This window comes from Cytobacillus solani, assembly GCF_006704205.1.
GTDB classification, from domain to species: domain Bacteria; phylum Bacillota; class Bacilli; order Bacillales; family Cytobacillaceae; genus Cytobacillus; species Cytobacillus solani.
This window is the reverse complement of the sequence record NZ_CP041305.1, coordinates 2,924,632-2,941,853: the sequence shown is the minus strand read 5'-3', so window position 1 is coordinate 2,941,853 and position 17,222 is coordinate 2,924,632. Positions and strand designations below refer to the sequence as shown.

Annotated in this window: 8 protein-coding genes, 20 tRNA genes and 3 rRNA genes; 3 read left to right on the top strand and 28 right to left on the bottom strand. The window is 43.0% G+C overall.

Annotation, left to right across the window (positions count from 1 at the left end):
• Positions 1-128 precede the first annotated feature (128 nt).
• Entirely contained in the window at positions 129-962 is an 834-nt protein-coding gene (locus FI644_RS14790; RefSeq protein WP_053477429.1) for a dimethylarginine dimethylaminohydrolase family protein, read from the top strand.
• On the opposite strand, the gene FI644_RS14785 is transcribed toward FI644_RS14790, so the two are convergent.
• The 5 genes from FI644_RS14785 to glgB are packed head-to-tail and all read right to left on the bottom strand — an operon-like array spanning position 959 to position 8,890.
• Complete coding sequence (locus FI644_RS14785) at positions 959-3,358, bottom strand: glycogen/starch/alpha-glucan phosphorylase (protein WP_142108579.1); 2,400 nt, start codon at positions 3,356-3,358, stop codon at positions 959-961. The genes FI644_RS14790 and FI644_RS14785 overlap by 4 nt on opposite strands.
• The gene (gene glgA / locus FI644_RS14780; protein WP_142108578.1) at positions 3,345-4,799 is read right to left on the bottom strand and encodes a glycogen synthase GlgA; all 1,455 of its coding nucleotides are present in this window, start codon (positions 4,797-4,799) and stop codon (positions 3,345-3,347) included. The genes FI644_RS14785 and glgA overlap by 14 nt, the downstream gene beginning before the upstream one ends.
• On the bottom strand, positions 4,796-5,824 hold the full coding sequence (locus tag FI644_RS14775) for a GlgC family sugar phosphate nucleotidyltransferase (RefSeq protein ID WP_142108577.1): 1,029 nt from the start codon (positions 5,822-5,824) through the stop codon (positions 4,796-4,798). Before FI644_RS14775 ends, glgA begins: the two co-directional genes overlap by 4 nt.
• Positions 5,825-5,865: 41 nt before the next feature.
• Entirely contained in the window at positions 5,866-7,017 is a 1,152-nt protein-coding gene (locus FI644_RS14770; protein WP_053477433.1) for a glucose-1-phosphate adenylyltransferase, read from the bottom strand.
• Positions 6,935-8,890 (bottom strand): 1,4-alpha-glucan branching enzyme, encoded by a 1,956-nt coding sequence (glgB, locus tag FI644_RS14765; RefSeq protein ID WP_053477434.1) that lies wholly within the window; start codon positions 8,888-8,890, stop codon positions 6,935-6,937. Before glgB ends, FI644_RS14770 begins: the two co-directional genes overlap by 83 nt.
• Before the next feature lie 217 nt (positions 8,891-9,107).
• On the opposite strand from glgB, the gene FI644_RS14760 reads away from it, so the two are divergent.
• Positions 9,108-9,305 carry a hypothetical protein gene (locus FI644_RS14760; RefSeq protein WP_053477435.1) on the top strand — a complete coding sequence of 66 codons (198 nt, stop codon included), beginning with the start codon at positions 9,108-9,110 and terminating at the stop codon, positions 9,303-9,305.
• A gap of 290 nt (positions 9,306-9,595) precedes the next feature.
• Here the strand turns inward: FI644_RS14760 and FI644_RS14755 are convergent.
• The 23 genes from FI644_RS14755 to FI644_RS14645 form a co-directional block, all read right to left on the bottom strand.
• Positions 9,596-9,667 (bottom strand) — tRNA-Glu (locus tag FI644_RS14755).
• A 6-nt stretch (positions 9,668-9,673) separates the two neighbouring features.
• A tRNA-Ser gene (locus FI644_RS14750) sits at positions 9,674-9,764 on the bottom strand.
• Positions 9,765-9,770: 6 nt separating this feature from the next.
• Positions 9,771-9,845: transfer RNA gene (locus FI644_RS14745), tRNA-Asn, on the bottom strand.
• A 15-nt stretch (positions 9,846-9,860) separates the two neighbouring features.
• Positions 9,861-9,937 (bottom strand) — tRNA-Ile (locus FI644_RS14740).
• A 16-nt stretch (positions 9,938-9,953) separates the two neighbouring features.
• A tRNA-Gly gene (locus FI644_RS14735) sits at positions 9,954-10,027 on the bottom strand.
• 11 nt (positions 10,028-10,038) lie between these two features.
• Positions 10,039-10,114 (bottom strand) — tRNA-Phe (locus FI644_RS14730).
• A 22-nt stretch (positions 10,115-10,136) separates the two neighbouring features.
• Positions 10,137-10,213: transfer RNA gene (locus FI644_RS14725), tRNA-Asp, on the bottom strand.
• A gap of 3 nt (positions 10,214-10,216) precedes the next feature.
• A tRNA-Met gene (locus FI644_RS14720) sits at positions 10,217-10,290 on the bottom strand.
• Positions 10,291-10,309: 19 nt separating this feature from the next.
• Positions 10,310-10,402, bottom strand: a tRNA-Ser gene (locus tag FI644_RS14715).
• 12 nt (positions 10,403-10,414) lie between these two features.
• Positions 10,415-10,491 (bottom strand) — tRNA-Ile (locus tag FI644_RS14710).
• A gap of 21 nt (positions 10,492-10,512) precedes the next feature.
• Positions 10,513-10,589 (bottom strand) — tRNA-Met (locus FI644_RS14705).
• A gap of 21 nt (positions 10,590-10,610) precedes the next feature.
• A tRNA-Ala gene (locus FI644_RS14700) sits at positions 10,611-10,686 on the bottom strand.
• A gap of 12 nt (positions 10,687-10,698) precedes the next feature.
• Positions 10,699-10,775, bottom strand: a tRNA-Pro gene (locus FI644_RS14695).
• 8 nt (positions 10,776-10,783) lie between these two features.
• Positions 10,784-10,860, bottom strand: a tRNA-Arg gene (locus FI644_RS14690).
• A gap of 12 nt (positions 10,861-10,872) precedes the next feature.
• Positions 10,873-10,961, bottom strand: a tRNA-Leu gene (locus tag FI644_RS14685).
• 7 nt (positions 10,962-10,968) lie between these two features.
• A tRNA-Gly gene (locus tag FI644_RS14680) sits at positions 10,969-11,043 on the bottom strand.
• Positions 11,044-11,055: 12 nt separating this feature from the next.
• Positions 11,056-11,137: transfer RNA gene (locus FI644_RS14675), tRNA-Leu, on the bottom strand.
• 10 nt (positions 11,138-11,147) lie between these two features.
• A tRNA-Lys gene (locus FI644_RS14670) sits at positions 11,148-11,223 on the bottom strand.
• A 13-nt stretch (positions 11,224-11,236) separates the two neighbouring features.
• A tRNA-Thr gene (locus tag FI644_RS14665) sits at positions 11,237-11,309 on the bottom strand.
• A 12-nt stretch (positions 11,310-11,321) separates the two neighbouring features.
• Positions 11,322-11,397: transfer RNA gene (locus FI644_RS14660), tRNA-Val, on the bottom strand.
• A gap of 9 nt (positions 11,398-11,406) precedes the next feature.
• A 5S ribosomal RNA gene (gene rrf, locus FI644_RS14655) occupies positions 11,407-11,523 on the bottom strand.
• A 113-nt stretch (positions 11,524-11,636) separates the two neighbouring features.
• A 23S ribosomal RNA gene (locus FI644_RS14650) occupies positions 11,637-14,571 on the bottom strand.
• Positions 14,572-14,891: 320 nt separating this feature from the next.
• Positions 14,892-16,442 (bottom strand): 16S ribosomal RNA (locus FI644_RS14645).
• The 16S, 23S and 5S rRNA genes sit together here with 20 tRNA genes alongside, the layout of an rRNA operon.
• A 358-nt stretch (positions 16,443-16,800) precedes the next feature.
• On the opposite strand from FI644_RS14645, the gene FI644_RS14640 reads away from it, so the two are divergent.
• A complete protein-coding gene (locus FI644_RS14640) occupies positions 16,801-17,178 on the top strand; it encodes a DUF488 domain-containing protein (protein ID WP_053474618.1) in 378 nt (125 codons plus the stop codon).
• The last annotated feature ends 44 nt before the right edge of the window (positions 17,179-17,222 follow it).

Genomic DNA, 17,222 nt, shown 5'->3' with positions numbered 1-17,222 from the left:
TGCCTTCAAGCAAAGGCTTTTTTCTTTCCGTCATGATTTTACCATTAACGCTCATACTAAACCTTATACGCCACTTTCATCCTGTAAGGGTGTAAATTTCTTTTAAAGCCTATCAGGAGGATCAATATATGGCCGTAAAGCGCAATATTTTCTGTCATACCGAATACAGTACCCTTCAAAAAGTTGTCTTATGTGAACCAACCTATATGTCCATAAATGATCCTAACCATAAGGTATTTAAAAATGTATCAATTAATATTGATCTTGCCATAAAACAGCATAAACATTTTGTTAGTGCTCTAGAAAGCCACGGTGTAGATGTAATTCTTCTTCCGCCAGACAAAAAATTTCCAGATCAAGTGTTCACTCGTGATATTGGTTTTACGATCGGCGATACGATCTATGTTACCGAAATACAAACCTATCATCGTCAAAACGAAGAAACCCTGCTTAAACAACGGTTGGATTTGGAAAATATCCCCTTTCAACAACTAATTGGCTGCAACATCGAAGGCGGTGATGTTATCATCGACAGAGAAACAGTCTATGTTGGAATCAGTACACGGACGGATATGCAGGCCGTCAATCATATGCAAGAAATTTTGCCCCACCATGAAGTCATTCCTGTTCCTTTTAATGATGAATTCCTTCATCTCGATTATGTTTTTAATATATTGTCATCAAAAGAGGCTTTAATCTGTTCAAGTGAAGTGAAAAGTGAACAAGTCAAGCTTTTAAAATCACGTTACGATTTAATTGAAATGACAAAAGAAGAACTGCTCACCCATTCCGCCAATGTCCTTTCTATTGGCAATAATAAAGTTTTTAGTATGCCAATAAATAAAAATGTGAATAAAAAGCTCCTATCGAGAGGGTACAAAGTTGTAGAAGTAGATATCTCTGAAATCACTAAATCTGGTGGAGCTTTTCGATGCTGTACTTTGCCTATTTCTAGAAGTTAATAGTGACCTGGATTTATATTCCAAATATCTTTTGCGTACTCTTTAATGGTACGATCACTAGAAAAATAGCCAGATTCTGCAATATTCATTAAGCTCATTTTTCTCCATTGATTTTGATTTTCATAAACCTTGCCGGCCTGTGCTTGTATAGCCGAATATGAATCGAAGTCCCTTAGGACAAAATATTGATCATTCTCGATGAGCAAGGAATCAAAAATGGGTTCAAACTCATTATCTGAATCCGGGAAAAAACCATTTGTTAGCTGATCCATTACTTGTCGGATTCGCTTATCATGATAATAATATTCCATTGAGTGATAGCCGCCATTTTGATCATAATTTAATACTTGCTCTGCAGGGAGCCCAAAAATAAATATATTGTCAGCCCCCGCCTTTTCCTTCATTTCAATATTGGCTCCATCAAGTGTCCCAACGGTAATCGCCCCATTCATCATAAACTTCATATTCCCAGTTCCAGATGCTTCTTTACTAGCCGTTGATATTTGCTCACTTATATCTGCAGATGGGAATATCTCTTCTGCAAGTGATACTCGGTAATTTTCAAGGAAAACAACCTTAAGTCGTTCATTTGTGCGTACATCCTTGTTTACCTTATCAGCTACCGTATGAATTAATTTAATAATTTTCTTTGCATAATAATAACCAGGGGATGCCTTCGCACCAAAAATAAACGTGCGTGGGTGCATTTGAAAGGTTGAATCTTCCTTTAGCCTATTATATAAATACATCACATGAAGAATATTTAAAAGCTGTCTTTTGTAAGCATGCAGACGCTTCACTTGAATATCAAATATCGATTCAGTATTTATAGACATTCCTGTTTGCATCGTAATCCTATCAGCAAGCCTTCGTTTATTATGCTGTTTAACTCTTGATAGCTGCTCAAGAAATGAGAAATCCTCTTTGAATTGCGCAAGCATACATAAATGCTCAGGTTCACGAATCCACTTATCCCCAATACCTTCTGTAATTAATTTCGCAAGGAGAGGATTCGCTTTTAACAGCCATCTTCTATGGGTAATTCCATTTGTTTTATTATTGAATTTTTGTGGGAAGATTTGATAAAAATTGTTCATTTCTCTTATTTTTAAAATTTCTGTATGAAGTGCGGCTACCCCATTGACACTATAACTGCCTACAAGTGCTAGATGGGCCATTTTAATCTCATGATGAGCGATAATAGCCATACGCTCAATATGCTGCCAGTCACCAGGATACTGATCCCAGAGCAAACGGCAAAAGCGTTCATTGATTTCTTCCACTATCATGTAAATACGCGGCAATAATGGCTGGAAAATTCGGACGGGCCATTTTTCAAGTGCTTCGGATAAGGTTGTATGATTGGTATAGGATATCGTATTTATTGTGATTTCCCACGCATCATCCCAGCTCATGTCCTCCTCATCAAGCAAAACCCTCATTAGCTCTGGTATAGCCAGCACTGGATGTGTATCATTAATATGAATCGCTATATGTTGAGGAAGTGAATATAAGTCGCCAACTTGTTTTCGAAAGGACCGAATAATCGACCGGATACTTGCTGAAACGAGAAAATATTGCTGCTTTAACCGCAGAATTTTTCCTCTATCATGTGTATCATCTGGATAAAGAAATTCAGACACTGACTCGGTTTCCCGCTTATACGTTAAAATATCCTGATGAATAGGATATGGAGAAGGTTCTGCATTCCAAAGCCTGAGCGTATTTACCGTTTCCGTTTGAAACCCTGCAATTGGCAGATCGTATGGCACTGCGGTAATCTTTTCTGTATGTTCATGACGAAAAACCAATTTTCCATTTTCCATCTTCGTCTCAACATTTCCCCAAAACGGAACCTCAATCGCTAAATCTGCTCTCCTTACTTCCCATACATGCCCATGCCGAAGCCACTGTTCTGGAAGCTCTACCTGATAGCCATCAACAATTTTCTGCTCAAACAAACCATGCTTATAACGGATTCCACAGCCATGCCCTGGAAAATTTAATGACGCTAACGAGTCCATAAAGCAAGCCGCAAGTCTTCCAAGTCCTCCATTTCCAAGACCTGCGTCAGGTTCTATTTCTTCAAGTTCATACAGGTCGATTCCTAAATCCTCGAGCCCTTTCTTGACCACATCCACAAGGCCCAAATTTAATAAATTATGATGGAGCAGCCGTCCAAGCAGAAATTCAATGGATAAATAATAAACTTGCTTTTCCCTTGCCGTTCGATAACGCTCATTCGTATTAATCCAATTCGTGCTAACATACTCTCTAACCATATTGCCAAGTGTAAAGTAATGATCTCGTTTCGTACTCTCACCAAAGCTCTTCCCACACATCATCTCAAGTTTTTTTAGGAAATTCTCTTTAAACTCTTCTTTATTTGTAAACATGAATCTCACTCCTTGAGACGAGCTCCGAATATAGCTGTTTATACTTTATTGCCGATTGTGCCCAGCTGTAATCCATTGCCATCGCATTTTGCACAATGTTTCTCCAGCATGCTTCATCCCGATAAAAACTAAGTGCCCTCTCAATTGTAAAAAGCATATCATGGGCATTATACTGACTGAATGTAAAGCCATTTCCTTCCCCACTTTGTTCATTAAAAGATAAAACCGTATCATTTAATCCGCCTGTTTCCCTTACGATTGGAACTGCTCCATACCTCATAGCAATCATCTGGCCAAGTCCGCAAGGCTCAAACTGGGATGGCATAAGAAATAAATCTGCACCTGCATATACTTTATGTGCAAGTCCTTCGTCAAACTCGATATATGCTTTACATTTATGTGGATAGGCTGCTTCCATTTGCTGAAAAAAATGCTCGTATTCATGGTCACCAGTACCAAGAATGATGAGTTGAATGTCTTCTGCTATCAATTCACGAAATACATGCCGGACAAGATCGATTCCTTTCTGTTTCGTAAGCCTTGTGATCATCGCAATAAGTGGCGTTTTCTCTTTAATTGGCAAGCCCAATAGTTCCTGCAAATGCAATTTATTCACTCGTTTGTCTGTTACATCTTTCTTACTATAATTTTTCAACAGAAAGGGATCTCTTTCTGGATTATATAGCTCCAGATCGATTCCATTTAGGATCCCTTCTAAATCATTTGACCTGCTTTGCAATAACTCATGAAGTTTTTCTCCATAAACACTCGTTTGAATCTCATTTTTATATGTAGGGCTAACCGTTGTAATTTTATCTGCAGCAATGATTGCCCCCTTCAGATAACTGATGCATCCATAAAACTCCAAATAATCTACATGATCATATTTTTCTTGTAACCCAAATAATTCTTTAAGTGAATCTCTCGGCATGATCCCCTGAAATAGCAAATTATGAATTGTAAATACTGTTTGAATAGATTGATAGCCCTCTTTCTCCTTGTACTCCATTTTTAAAAGAAAAGGGATCATACCTGTATGCCAATCATGACAATGAATGATATCCGGCTGAAAATGAATATGTGGAAGAGAATCTAATACAGCCTTGTTAAAAAAAGCAAATCGTTCGCCATCATCAAAATAGCCGTATAAATCTTCACGCATAAAATAATACTCATTGTCTACAAAGTAATAGCTAACCCCTTGAAATTCTAATTCTTCAATTCCGCAATATTGATTTCTCCACCCTACTTCTACAGTGTATTCAGCCTTCTTTTCCATACGTGCCTTTAAGTTATTTTCTATTGACCCGTATTTAGGCATGATTACTCTTATATCTATCCCTTGTCTTACTAATTCCTTTGGCAATGCCCCCGCCACATCTGCAAGCCCTCCAGACTTTGCAAAAGGAACACATTCAGAAATGGCAAATAATATCTTCATATATTCATCAGCGCTCCTTGACCAGTACCTTTGCGAATCACATTGGGTGACGTTCTCGAGCCTGTCATAACCGTTCCTGTCTCAATTCTGACGTCCTTATCTATGATCACCGAATCCAATACACAATGATCGCCAATCTGGCTCTTCTGCATGATAATGCTATTTTTCACTACTGCTCCTCTCCCAATTTTGACCGCGCGAGAAATAATACTATTTTCGACAACTCCCTCAATTTGACACCCATTGGCTATGATTGAATGATGGACGGATGCGCCCCTTAAATAACGGGTTGGCGGTTCATCCTTTACTTTTGTAAAAATCGGGTGATCCTTTTGAAAAAGCTTATTCCATACTTCAGGAGTAAGAAGCTCCATACTTGCTGCAAAATAAGACTCTATAGAATCAATCATGGCTGCATATCCATGATAGTCATAACGGCATATTCGATAGGTATGATAAATATCTGTGACCACATCACTCATGCAGGTATATCCTGTCTTTTCCCTTGTCTGAATAAGGTCAATAAGGAATGCTGTTTTAACTAGATACATTTGCATTGACTTTCCTAAATGATATATTTCCGTAATATCACAGCCGGTTTGTATATGTTTATCCAATACTGGCTTGAAATCCATATTAGAAACAGTAAAGCAATTAGTAATTAATGCATACTCCTGTTTACTGCGTTGGAAATAATCCATATTTGCAGCAAAATGACTGAAAGATCCGATCCCCCTGCGTATTCCTTCTATAATGGATGATGGAAAAAAAAACAGCCCATCTCTCTTTCTATTTAAATCCCAATCTTTACCTGAACCTAGATGATCCATTAAGGAACGGTATTGAAATTTTGGAAAGATCGCTACACTTTCAATATTGGCATTCACCATGTTCGATAGAACAAAATCGATGAGACGATATCTTCCCGCAAAAGGAATAGCTGCAAGTGATCTATGGATCATAAGCTCCTTAAGCCCCTCATGATAAGTAGTCGCATCAATTACACCAAGGACACGTTTATTCAATTTCGGTTCCTCCTTATTAGACTTAGGCCTCGACAAACATACTAGACAATTCTCTTAATCTGCATTATCTCCTCGAGCATTTCGTCTGTTAGGAGTATAATTTCATCCGATTTCCTTACAACTGTTCCATCTGGTACAACCATATTCGTTGGTATAATGGCATTTTCAATAAAAACATTTTGACCAATTTGTGCATTAGGCATGACAACCGTTTCACGTATAATTGAACCCTTTCCGACAGTTACCCCTTGGAAAAGGACAGACCTCTCAATATCCCCCTCAATGATGCATCCTTCATTGATTAAAGACTCTTCTACTTTTGCGATAGGTGAAATATATTGAGGCGGGTGATTCGGGTTAACAGAATAAATACGCCAGTCATAATCAAATAAGTTCAATTCACATTTTTCATCCAATAGATCCATATTTGCTTCCCATAAACTTTGTACTGTGCCTACATCCTTCCAGTATCCCTTAAATGGATAGGCAACTAACTTCCTATTTTCCTTTAACAGCATCGGGATCACATCTTTACCGAAATCATGGCTTGAAGTAGAATCTCCATTATCCTTCTCTAAATACTCCTTTAATACGGGCCAATTAAATATATAGATCCCCATGGAAGCAAGGTTGTTTTTTGGAGCCTCTGGCTTTTCTACGAAATCCGTAATTCTCATCTCCGCATCTGTGTTCATAATGCCGAACCTGTTTGCTTCTTCCCAGGGGACTTCAATGACAGAAATCGAAACATCCGCCTGTTTTTTGAAATGATATTCCAGCATACGCTCATAATCCATTTTATAAATATGGTCACCTGACAATACCAATACATATTCAGGATCATACTGCATGATAAAATTTAAATTTTGATAAATAGCACTTGCTGTTCCGTTATACCACTTCACTTCAGAAGACTCACTGTACGGCGGAAGAACCGTCACTCCGCCATTTCTTCTGTCTAAATCCCATGCACTGCCAATTCCAATATAGGAATTCAAAACAAGAGGCTGATATTGAGTAAGAACACCGACCGTATCAATACCCGAATTCGTGCAATTGCTCAAAGTAAAATCGATAATTCGATATTTTCCTCCAAATGGAACTGCAGGCTTAGCTAAATTCTTTGTCAATGAGTGAAGCCGGCTTCCTTTTCCTCCAGCTAATAGCATGGCTATGCACTTTTTCTTGCCCATTTTCATTTCTCTCCTTTCGATGCTTTATAGGACGTAATATTGATATTCCAAATGGTGGAATGGTCATTTTCAAAGAGGATGGCTTTCCATGGAATTCCATATTTTCTGTTTGCAACTGGCCCGTATTAATCAAATGAGACCCGCCAAACTTATCGTGATCGCTATTAAATATTTCTTGATAGGAACCTTGTTGCGGTACGCCAATCTGATAATCATGGTAAACACGCTCCGTGAAATTACATACAACAACAAGATGCTCTTCTTCCTCTTTTTCTTTCCGGATAAAAGAGAAGATCGATTGCTGATGATTATGTACATCAATCCATTCAAAGCCCTTACTTAGGGAATCTAATTCATGAAGCGGTTTGGAACAGTGATACATCGCTAGAAGTTCTTTAACATATGCATTTAACTTTCGATGCATTTCATATTCAAGCAAATTCCAATCTAATTGTGATTGATCCTTCCATTCATCGAACTGGCCAAGCTCGAATCCCATGAACAGTAATTTTTTCCCCGGATGTGCCATCATTAGGCCTAGCAGCAGGCGATATTGGGCAAATTTTTGCCAGTAATCGCCTGGCATTTTATTCAAAAGTGATTTTTTTCCATGAACCACTTCATCATGAGAAAGCGGAAGGACAAAGTTCTCTTTAAATGCATAGAGCAGTGAAAACGTGATTTTTCCATGAAGATATTTTCGCTGTTCTGGAGATGCTTCCATATACATAAGAATGTCGTTCATCCACCCCATATTCCATTTATAATTGAAACCAAGCCCGCCATATTGCACTGGATAAGTTACGCCCGGCCATGCCGTAGAATCTTCTGCCGTCAACAAAAAAGAAGAATCATATAATAATATTGTTTGATTCAGCGTTTTTAAAAAATGGGTTCCATATGGATTGTTCTCCCCATAGCGATTTGGCCAGTATAGAATATTAGCAACGGCATCGATCCGAAGACCATCAATATGGTAATACTCCATCCAAAATCGTGCATTCGAAATAAGGAAACTTTGAACTTCTTTTTTTCCTAAATCAAAATTTGCTGTCCCCCATACTGCATTTTCTCGGTCAACAGGTCTTTCATATTCATATAAAAATGAACCATCAAATTGAAATAATCCATGCTCATCCTTACAAAAGTGACCGGGAACCCAATCTAGTATGACCCCTATGTTGTGTTGATGACATTGATCAATGAAATGCATAAATTCCTTTGGTGTTCCATACCTGCTTGTTACTGAATAGTATCCAGTCCCCTGATAACCCCATGATTCGTCGAGCGGATGCTCAGTTAATGGCAATAACTCAATATGAGTGAATCCAAGCTCCTTTACATATGGGATTAATTCCACAGCTAGTTCCTTATAGGATAAATAGGACTCATCCTTATGTTTCCTCCACGAACCAATATGTACTTCATAGATTGCCATTGGTTCTGCAAGGTGATTCCTTTCCTGCCTTTTCTTTATCCACTCACAGTCCTTCCAATCATAGCCTTCTAACGAGTATACAATGGAGGCAGTTCTCGGCCTGACCTCTGAAAAAAAGCTAAAAGGATCAGCTTTTAATATCCTTCTGCCATCTTGTGTAATGACTTCATATTTATATATGCATCCTTGCATATCCCCTTTAATAAGAATGCTCCATATCCCTTCATTATTTACTCTATGTAACTGAAAGCGTTCTCCATTCCAGTTATTAAAATTTCCAACTAATCTGACAGATTGAGCGTTTGGTGCCCAAACACAAAAACGAGTATTTATTCTTTCATTTTCCTTAATCAAGTGCGCACCAAAGAGACGATAACTCTCATATAATGTTCCTTCATGAAATAAATGCATTTCATAATCAGTTACAGTATTCATTACACCCCTTCTCCCATAAAGCTATTTGTAGACCTCCATGAATATATTCGTTTGATTATAATAATAACCTTGTAAATACTTTCTAAATTTATTGACAATAAGTGAAGTAAATTGATATAAAGCGGTAGGATTCTGATCCATTCATCTGATTTCGACATAAAATCAACTAACACTAGACAAACTAAGAAAAGTAATTTTTGAAAGGTGGAATACTGTATTGAGCAATAAAGAGGAAGAGTACTTAATTAATGAAGCAACTAAAAATGAAGTAAAAACGCCTTTATTCGAAGCGCCTGATGGAAAAATACTTGCAGTAGGAGATTTATTTAGAGGGCCATCTACTGGAATTACTTCTGATATTGACTTGAACAATCCAGGAAGAAAGCTAGAGGAAAGAGAAGTAAAGTTTGATTAGCTATTTGCTGCCAAAAAAAGATCTTTTTATATTCATTAGCATATGTTCGTTATAAATCTAGCTGCACACTGAATGTTCCGCACATTTTTCGATTGAATATGGGAGGTTTCGGACATTTTCAAGCAACTATCTTATTTTACCTAGCATGTTTCCGAATTTATCGAGCAACTTTTTTGTCTTATCTAGCACTTGCCGAATTTTATCGAGCGTTTGGTCTTTTTGAAATTCTATTCAAATTACCTGCTAGACGAAAAAAAAGCTGCCAACTTATAGTTGACAGCTTTTTCTTATGACCCCTACGGGATTCGAACCCGTGTTACCGCCGTGAAAGGGCGGTGTCTTAACCGCTTGACCAAGGGGCCAGCATATGGCGGAGAAGGAGGGATTTGAACCCTCGCGCCGGTTACCCGACCTACACCCTTAGCAGGGGCGCCTCTTCAGCCTCTTGAGTACTTCCCCATATGATGGCTCCGCAGGTAGGACTCGAACCTACGACCGATCGGTTAACAGCCGATAGCTCTACCACTGAGCTACTGCGGAATAATAAATCATTCATGGTGGGCCTAAATGGACTCGAACCATCGACCTCACGCTTATCAGGCGTGCGCTCTAACCAGCTGAGCTATAGGCCCATTATATTATAAATAATGGAGCGGGTGAAGGGAATCGAACCCTCGACAACAGCTTGGAAGGCTGTGGTTTTACCACTAAACTACACCCGCAATATACTAAATGGTGGCTCAGGACGGAATCGAACCGCCGACACAAGGATTTTCAGTCCTTTGCTCTACCGACTGAGCTACTGAGCCACGTTATGTATTATTTTAAAAATGGCGGTCCGGACGGGACTCGAACCCGCGACCTCCTGCGTGACAGGCAGGCATTCTAACCAACTGAACTACCGGACCATATTGCGGGGACAGGATTTGAACCTGCGACCTTCGGGTTATGAGCCCGACGAGCTACCGAACTGCTCCACCCCGCGATAGTATTATTAAATTAAATGGAGGAGGAAAGGGGATTCGAACCCCTGCGCGGTTTGACCCGCCTGTCGGTTTTCAAGACCGATCCCTTCAGCCGGACTTGGGTATTCCTCCGAATAATAAATATGGTGGACCTTGTAGGACTCGAACCTACGACCGGACGGTTATGAGCCGTCTGCTCTAACCAGCTGAGCTAAAGGTCCTAAATGCAATCCTAAATATTTTGGTAGCGGCGGAGGGGATCGAACCCCCGACCTCACGGGTATGAACCGTACGCTCTAGCCAGCTGAGCTACACCGCCAAAATATAGTTATAAGAGTTATGGTGGAGCCTAGCGGGATCGAACCGCTGACCTCCTGCGTGCAAGGCAGGCGCTCTCCCAGCTGAGCTAAGGCCCCATAAAATATGAATGGTCGGGAAGACAGGATTCGAACCTGCGACCCCTTGGTCCCAAACCAAGTGCTCTACCAAGCTGAGCTACTTCCCGTTTTTAAATGGCGCGCCCGAAAGGAGTCGAACCCATAACCTTCTGATCCGTAGTCAGACGCTCTATCCAATTGAGCTACGGGCGCTATTTTTTAAAGTGGTGCCGAGGACCGGAATCGAACCGGTACGGTAGTCACCTACCGCAGGATTTTAAGTCCTGTGCGTCTGCCAGTTCCGCCACCCCGGCAAGTAATTGGAGCGGAAGACGGGATTCGAACCCGCGACCCCCACCTTGGCAAGGTGGTGTTCTACCACTGAACTACTTCCGCAGATAAAAATGATGCGGGTGAAGGGAGTCGAACCCCCACGCCTTGCGGCGCTAGATCCTAAGTCTAGTGCGTCTGCCAGTTCCGCCACACCCGCATTATTTAAATGGTGAGCCATGAAGGACTCGAACCTTCGACCCTCTGATTAAAAGTCAGATGCTCTACCGACTGAGCTAATGGCTCTTTCTAGGAAACATGCCGGCCAGAGGACTTGAACCCCCAACCTACTGATTACAAGTCAGTTGCTCTACCAATTGAGCTAGGCCGGCATAATAAAGTAATGGTGGAGGATGACGGGATCGAACCGCCGACCCTCTGCTTGTAAGGCAGATGCTCTCCCAGCTGAGCTAATCCTCCATTATTAAAGCTTGGCGGCGTCCTACTCTCACAAGGGGACAGCCCCTAACTACCATTGGCGCTGAGAAGCTTAACTGCCGTGTTCGGGATGGGAACGGGTGTGACCTTCTCGCTATCGCCACCAAACTTTTTTGAAGACAAGTTTTATTATAACGTCTTTTTTAATTTTTTCAAGAGAAAAATTGAAATTTATTCTCTCAAAACTAGATAATGTTAAAGAAGAAGTAGAGTAATCATTTATGGTTAAGTCCTCGACCGATTAGTATTTGTCAGCTCCACGTGTCACCACGCTTCCACCTCAAACCTATCAACCTGATCATCTTTCAGGGGTCTTACTAGCTTGACGCTATGGGAAATCTCATCTCGAGGGGGGCTTCATGCTTAGATGCTTTCAGCACTTATCCCTTCCGCACATAGCTACCCAGCGATGCTCTTGGCAGAACAACTGGTACACCAGCGGTGCGTCCATCCCGGTCCTCTCGTACTAAGGACAGCTCCTCTCAAATTTCCTGCGCCCACGACGGATAGGGACCGAACTGTCTCACGACGTTCTGAACCCAGCTCGCGTACCGCTTTAATGGGCGAACAGCCCAACCCTTGGGACCGACTACAGCCCCAGGATGCGATGAGCCGACATCGAGGTGCCAAACCTCCCCGTCGATGTGGACTCTTGGGGGAGATAAGCCTGTTATCCCCGGGGTAGCTTTTATCCGTTGAGCGATGGCCCTTCCATGCGGAACCACCGGATCACTAAGCCCGACTTTCGTCCCTGCTCGACTTGTAGGTCTCGCAGTCAAGCTCCCTTATGCCTTTACACTCTTCGAATGATTTCCAACCATTCTGAGGGAACCTTTGGGCGCCTCCGTTACTTTTTAGGAGGCGACCGCCCCAGTCAAACTGCCCACCTGACACTGTCTCCTGCCCCGATCAGGGGCATGGGTTAGAATTTCAATACAGCCAGGGTAGTATCCCACCGATGCCTCCACCGAAGCTGGCGCTCCGGCTTCCAAGGCTCCTACCTATCCTGTACAAGCTGTACCGAAATTCAATATCAGGCTACAGTAAAGCTCCACGGGGTCTTTCCGTCCTGTCGCGGGTAACCTGCATCTTCACAGGTACTATAATTTCACCGAGTCTCTCGTTGAGACAGTGCCCAGATCGTTACGCCTTTCGTGCGGGTCGGAACTTACCCGACAAGGAATTTCGCTACCTTAGGACCGTTATAGTTACGGCCGCCGTTTACTGGGGCTTCAATTCAGAGCTTCGCGTAAGCTAACCCCTCCTCTTAACCTTCCAGCACCGGGCAGGCGTCAGCCCCTATACTTCGCCTTGCGGCTTCGCAGAGACCTGTGTTTTTGCTAAACAGTCGCCTGGGCCTATTCACTGCGGCTTTTCAGGGCTATTCACCCTAAAAAGCACCCCTTCTCCCGAAGTTACGGGGTCATTTTGCCGAGTTCCTTAACGAGAGTTCTCTCGCTCACCTTAGGATTCTCTCCTCGCCTACCTGTGTCGGTTTGCGGTACGGGCACCCAAATCCATCGCTAGAGGCTTTTCTTGGCAGTGTGGAATCAGGAACTTCGGTACTATATTTCCCTCGCTGTCACAGCTCAGCCTTCACGCAAACGGGATTTTCCTCGCTTGCAGCCTAACTGCTTAGACGCACATATCCAGCAGTGCGCTTACCCTATCCTCCTGCGTCCCCCCATTGCTCAAACGGAGTTTGGTGGTACAGGAATATCAACCTGTTGTCCATCGCCTACGCTTTTCAGCCTCGGCTTAGGTCCCGACTAACCCTGAGCGGACGAGCCTTCCTCAGGAAACCTTAGGCATTCGGTGGATGGGATTCTCACCCATCTTTCGCTACTCATACCGGCATTCTCACTTCTAAGCGCTCCACCAGTCCTTGCGGTCTAGCTTCAACGCCCTTAGAACGCTCTCCTACCACGGACATCGCAGATGTCCATCCACAGCTTCGGTGATACGTTTAGCCCCGGTACATTTTCGGCGCAGAGTCACTCGACCAGTGAGCTATTACGCACTCTTTAAATGGTGGCTGCTTCTAAGCCAACATCCTGGTTGTCTAAGCAACTCCACATCCTTTTCCACTTAACGTATACTTTGGGACCTTAGCTGGTGGTCTGGGCTGTTTCCCTCTTGACTACGGATCTTATCACTCGCAGTCTGACTCCCATGGATAAGTCTTTGGCATTCGGAGTTTGTCTGAATTCGGTAACCCGATGGGGGCCCCTAGTCCAAACAGTGCTCTACCTCCAAGACTCTTTCTACATGAGGCTAGCCCTAAAGCTATTTCGGAGAGAACCAGCTATCTCCAAGTTCGATTGGAATTTCTCCGCTACCCACACCTCATCCCCGCACTTTTCAACGTGCGTGGGTTCGGTCCTCCATTCAGTGTTACCTGAACTTCAACCTGGACATGGGTAGATCACCTGGTTTCGGGTCTACGACCACATACTCATTCGCCCTATTCAGACTCGCTTTCGCTGCGGCTCCGTCTATTCAACTTAACCTCGCATGTAATCGTAACTCGCCGGTTCATTCTACAAAAGGCACGCTATCACCCATTAACGGGCTCTAACTACTTGTAGGCACACGGTTTCAGGATCTCTTTCACTCCCCTTCCGGGGTGCTTTTCACCTTTCCCTCACGGTACTGGTTCACTATCGGTCACTAGGGAGTATTTAGCCTTGGGAGATGGTCCTCCCTGCTTCCGACGGGATTTCTCGTGTCCCGCCGTACTCAGGATCCACTCTGGAGGGAACGAAGTTTCAACTACAGGGCTTTTACCTTCTCTGGCCGGCCTTTCCAGACCTGTTCATTTACCTCGTTCCTTTGTAACTCCGTGTAGAGTGTCCTACAACCCCAAGAGGCAAGCCTCTTGGTTTGGGCTAATCCCGTTTCGCTCGCCGCTACTCAGGGAATCGCGTTTGCTTTCTCTTCCTCCGGGTACTTAGATGTTTCAGTTCCCCGGGTCTGCCTTCAATACCCTATGTATTCAGGTAAAGATTCTATCCCATTACGGATAGAGGGTTCCCCCATTCGGAAATCTCCGGATCAAAGCTTACTTACAGCTCCCCGAAGCATATCGGTGTTAGTCCCGTCCTTCATCGGCTCCTAGTGCCTAGGCATTCACCGTGCGCCCTTTCTAACTTAACCTACTTCGGTCAATGATAAGCTGCGTATTTCTGCGTCAACTCAATCGTCAACATCCTCACGTGCCAACTACGCACGCTCCGGTGTTTCCTCAATCGTTTCCTTGAACTACTTGCTTCTCATTGCCCTCATGGTTTGTACTCTTATTTTGTTTCTAAAACATTATAAGAGAAAAAACTAAGATGGCGATTACTCGGTTATTCTTCTTTATTACATTATCTAGTTTTCAAAGAACAAAAAAGTTTCGAGAGAAAATCACTCTCTCAAAACTGAACGAACAATGAAACGTCTTTTAATGAAGTTAGACTTCATTTCATCCTTAGAAAGGAGGTGATCCAGCCGCACCTTCCGATACGGCTACCTTGTTACGACTTCACCCCAATCATCTGTCCCACCTTAGGCGGCTGGCTCCTTGCGGTTACCCCACCGACTTCGGGTGTTACAAACTCTCGTGGTGTGACGGGCGGTGTGTACAAGGCCCGGGAACGTATTCACCGCGGCATGCTGATCCGCGATTACTAGCGATTCCGGCTTCATGCAGGCGAGTTGCAGCCTGCAATCCGAACTGAGAATGGTTTTATGGGATTGGCTAAACCTCGCGGTCTTGCAGCCCTTTGTACCATCCATTGTAGCACGTGTGTAGCCCAGGTCATAAGGGGCATGATGATTTGACGTCATCCCCACCTTCCTCCGGTTTGTCACCGGCAGTCACCTTAGAGTGCCCAACTGAATGCTGGCAACTAAGATCAAGGGTTGCGCTCGTTGCGGGACTTAACCCAACATCTCACGACACGAGCTGACGACAACCATGCACCACCTGTCACTCTGTCCCCCGAAGGGGAACGTCCTATCTCTAGGATTGTCAGAGGATGTCAAGACCTGGTAAGGTTCTTCGCGTTGCTTCGAATTAAACCACATGCTCCACCGCTTGTGCGGGCCCCCGTCAATTCCTTTGAGTTTCAGCCTTGCGGCCGTACTCCCCAGGCGGAGTGCTTAATGCGTTTGCTGCAGCACTAAAGGGCGGAAACCCTCTAACACTTAGCACTCATCGTTTACGGCGTGGACTACCAGGGTATCTAATCCTGTTCGCTCCCCACGCTTTCGCGCCTCAGTGTCAGTTACAGACCAGAAAGTCGCCTTCGCCACTGGTGTTCCTCCAAATCTCTACGCATTTCACCGCTACACTTGGAATTCCACTTTCCTCTTCTGCACTCAAGTCTCCCAGTTTCCAATGACCCTCCCCGGTTGAGCCGGGGGCTTTCACATCAGACTTAAGAAACCACCTGCGCGCGCTTTACGCCCAATAATTCCGGACAACGCTTGCCACCTACGTATTACCGCGGCTGCTGGCACGTAGTTAGCCGTGGCTTTCTGGTTAGGTACCGTCAAGGTACCGCCCTATTCGAACGGTACTTGTTCTTCCCTAACAACAGAGTTTTACGATCCGAAAACCTTCATCACTCACGCGGCGTTGCTCCGTCAGACTTTCGTCCATTGCGGAAGATTCCCTACTGCTGCCTCCCGTAGGAGTCTGGGCCGTGTCTCAGTCCCAGTGTGGCCGATCACCCTCTCAGGTCGGCTACGCATCGTCGCCTTGGTGAGCCGTTACCTCACCAACTAGCTAATGCGCCGCGGGCCCATCTGTAAGTGATAGCCGAAGCCATCTTTCAGCTTTTCTACATGAGTAGAAAAGGATTATCCGGTATTAGCTCCGGTTTCCCGAAGTTATCCCAGTCTTACAGGCAGGTTGCCCACGTGTTACTCACCCGTCCGCCGCTAATCTTTGGGAGCAAGCTCCCTCAGATTCGCTCGACTTGCATGTATTAGGCACGCCGCCAGCGTTCGTCCTGAGCCAGGATCAAACTCTCCAATAAAGAGTAAGATTAGCTCTTAAGTTTTAAAACTTGAATTAAACGTTGACGTTTTTTTGTTCGTTCAGTTTTCAAAGAGCAATGACGTTATTTCTTAAGGTCGCTCAGAAGCGACTTTATTAATATAACACACGTCCTTGTTTTTAGTCAATAACTTTTTAAAACTTTATTATTTGTTAATCATGTTGTTTTGTAAGGACGAAAATTAATATAACATGTCCAAAAAATGTTTGCAATATAATTTTTATTTCTTATCCCTTTTTAATAATAAAGGGATAAGACTTTCTTTTCCTGATTCATGTATATGAAATATACTAATAAGAACTAACTCACATTTTCATTAAATTTTTGGAGGTAAGTAATGGTGCAGATTATATTGAAAAGAATTTATGAGCCTTATGATCAAATGGATGGGTGTCGCATCTTAGTCGATCGTCTATGGCCAAGAGGCATTTCTAAAGAGAAAGCAAAATTGACAGTGTGGGCAAAAGAATTAGCACCCAGCCATGAACTCCGAAAATGGTTTGGTCACAGAACTACACTATATGAAGAATTTCGAATCAAGTATCTTGAGGAACTTAAAACAGACCCTATCATGTCTAAATGCTTTGAAGAAATATATCAAATCGCTTTAACAAGAAAAATTACTCTCCTATACGCTGCAAAGGACTCACTTCATAACAATGCACACATTTTAAAAGAAGCGCTTCTTAAGAGGGATGACAACATATCTAAATGAATGTTAATTAACTTTCTAAAAAGTTTCTTTTACCGAGATGGTTA

Coding starts and splice junctions, on each gene's coding strand:
- FI644_RS14790 (WP_053477429.1), top strand. CDS start 129: ATGGCCGTAAAGCGCAATATTTTCTGTCATACCGAATACAGTACCCTT.
- FI644_RS14785 (WP_142108579.1), bottom strand. CDS start 3,358: ATGTTTACAAATAAAGAAGAGTTTAAAGAGAATTTCCTAAAAAAACTT.
- glgA (WP_142108578.1), bottom strand. CDS start 4,799: ATGAAGATATTATTTGCCATTTCTGAATGTGTTCCTTTTGCAAAGTCT.
- FI644_RS14770 (WP_053477433.1), bottom strand. CDS start 7,017: ATGGGCAAGAAAAAGTGCATAGCCATGCTATTAGCTGGAGGAAAAGGA.
- glgB (WP_053477434.1), bottom strand. CDS start 8,890: ATGAATACTGTAACTGATTATGAAATGCATTTATTTCATGAAGGAACA.
- FI644_RS14640 (WP_053474618.1), top strand. CDS start 16,801: ATGGTGCAGATTATATTGAAAAGAATTTATGAGCCTTATGATCAAATG.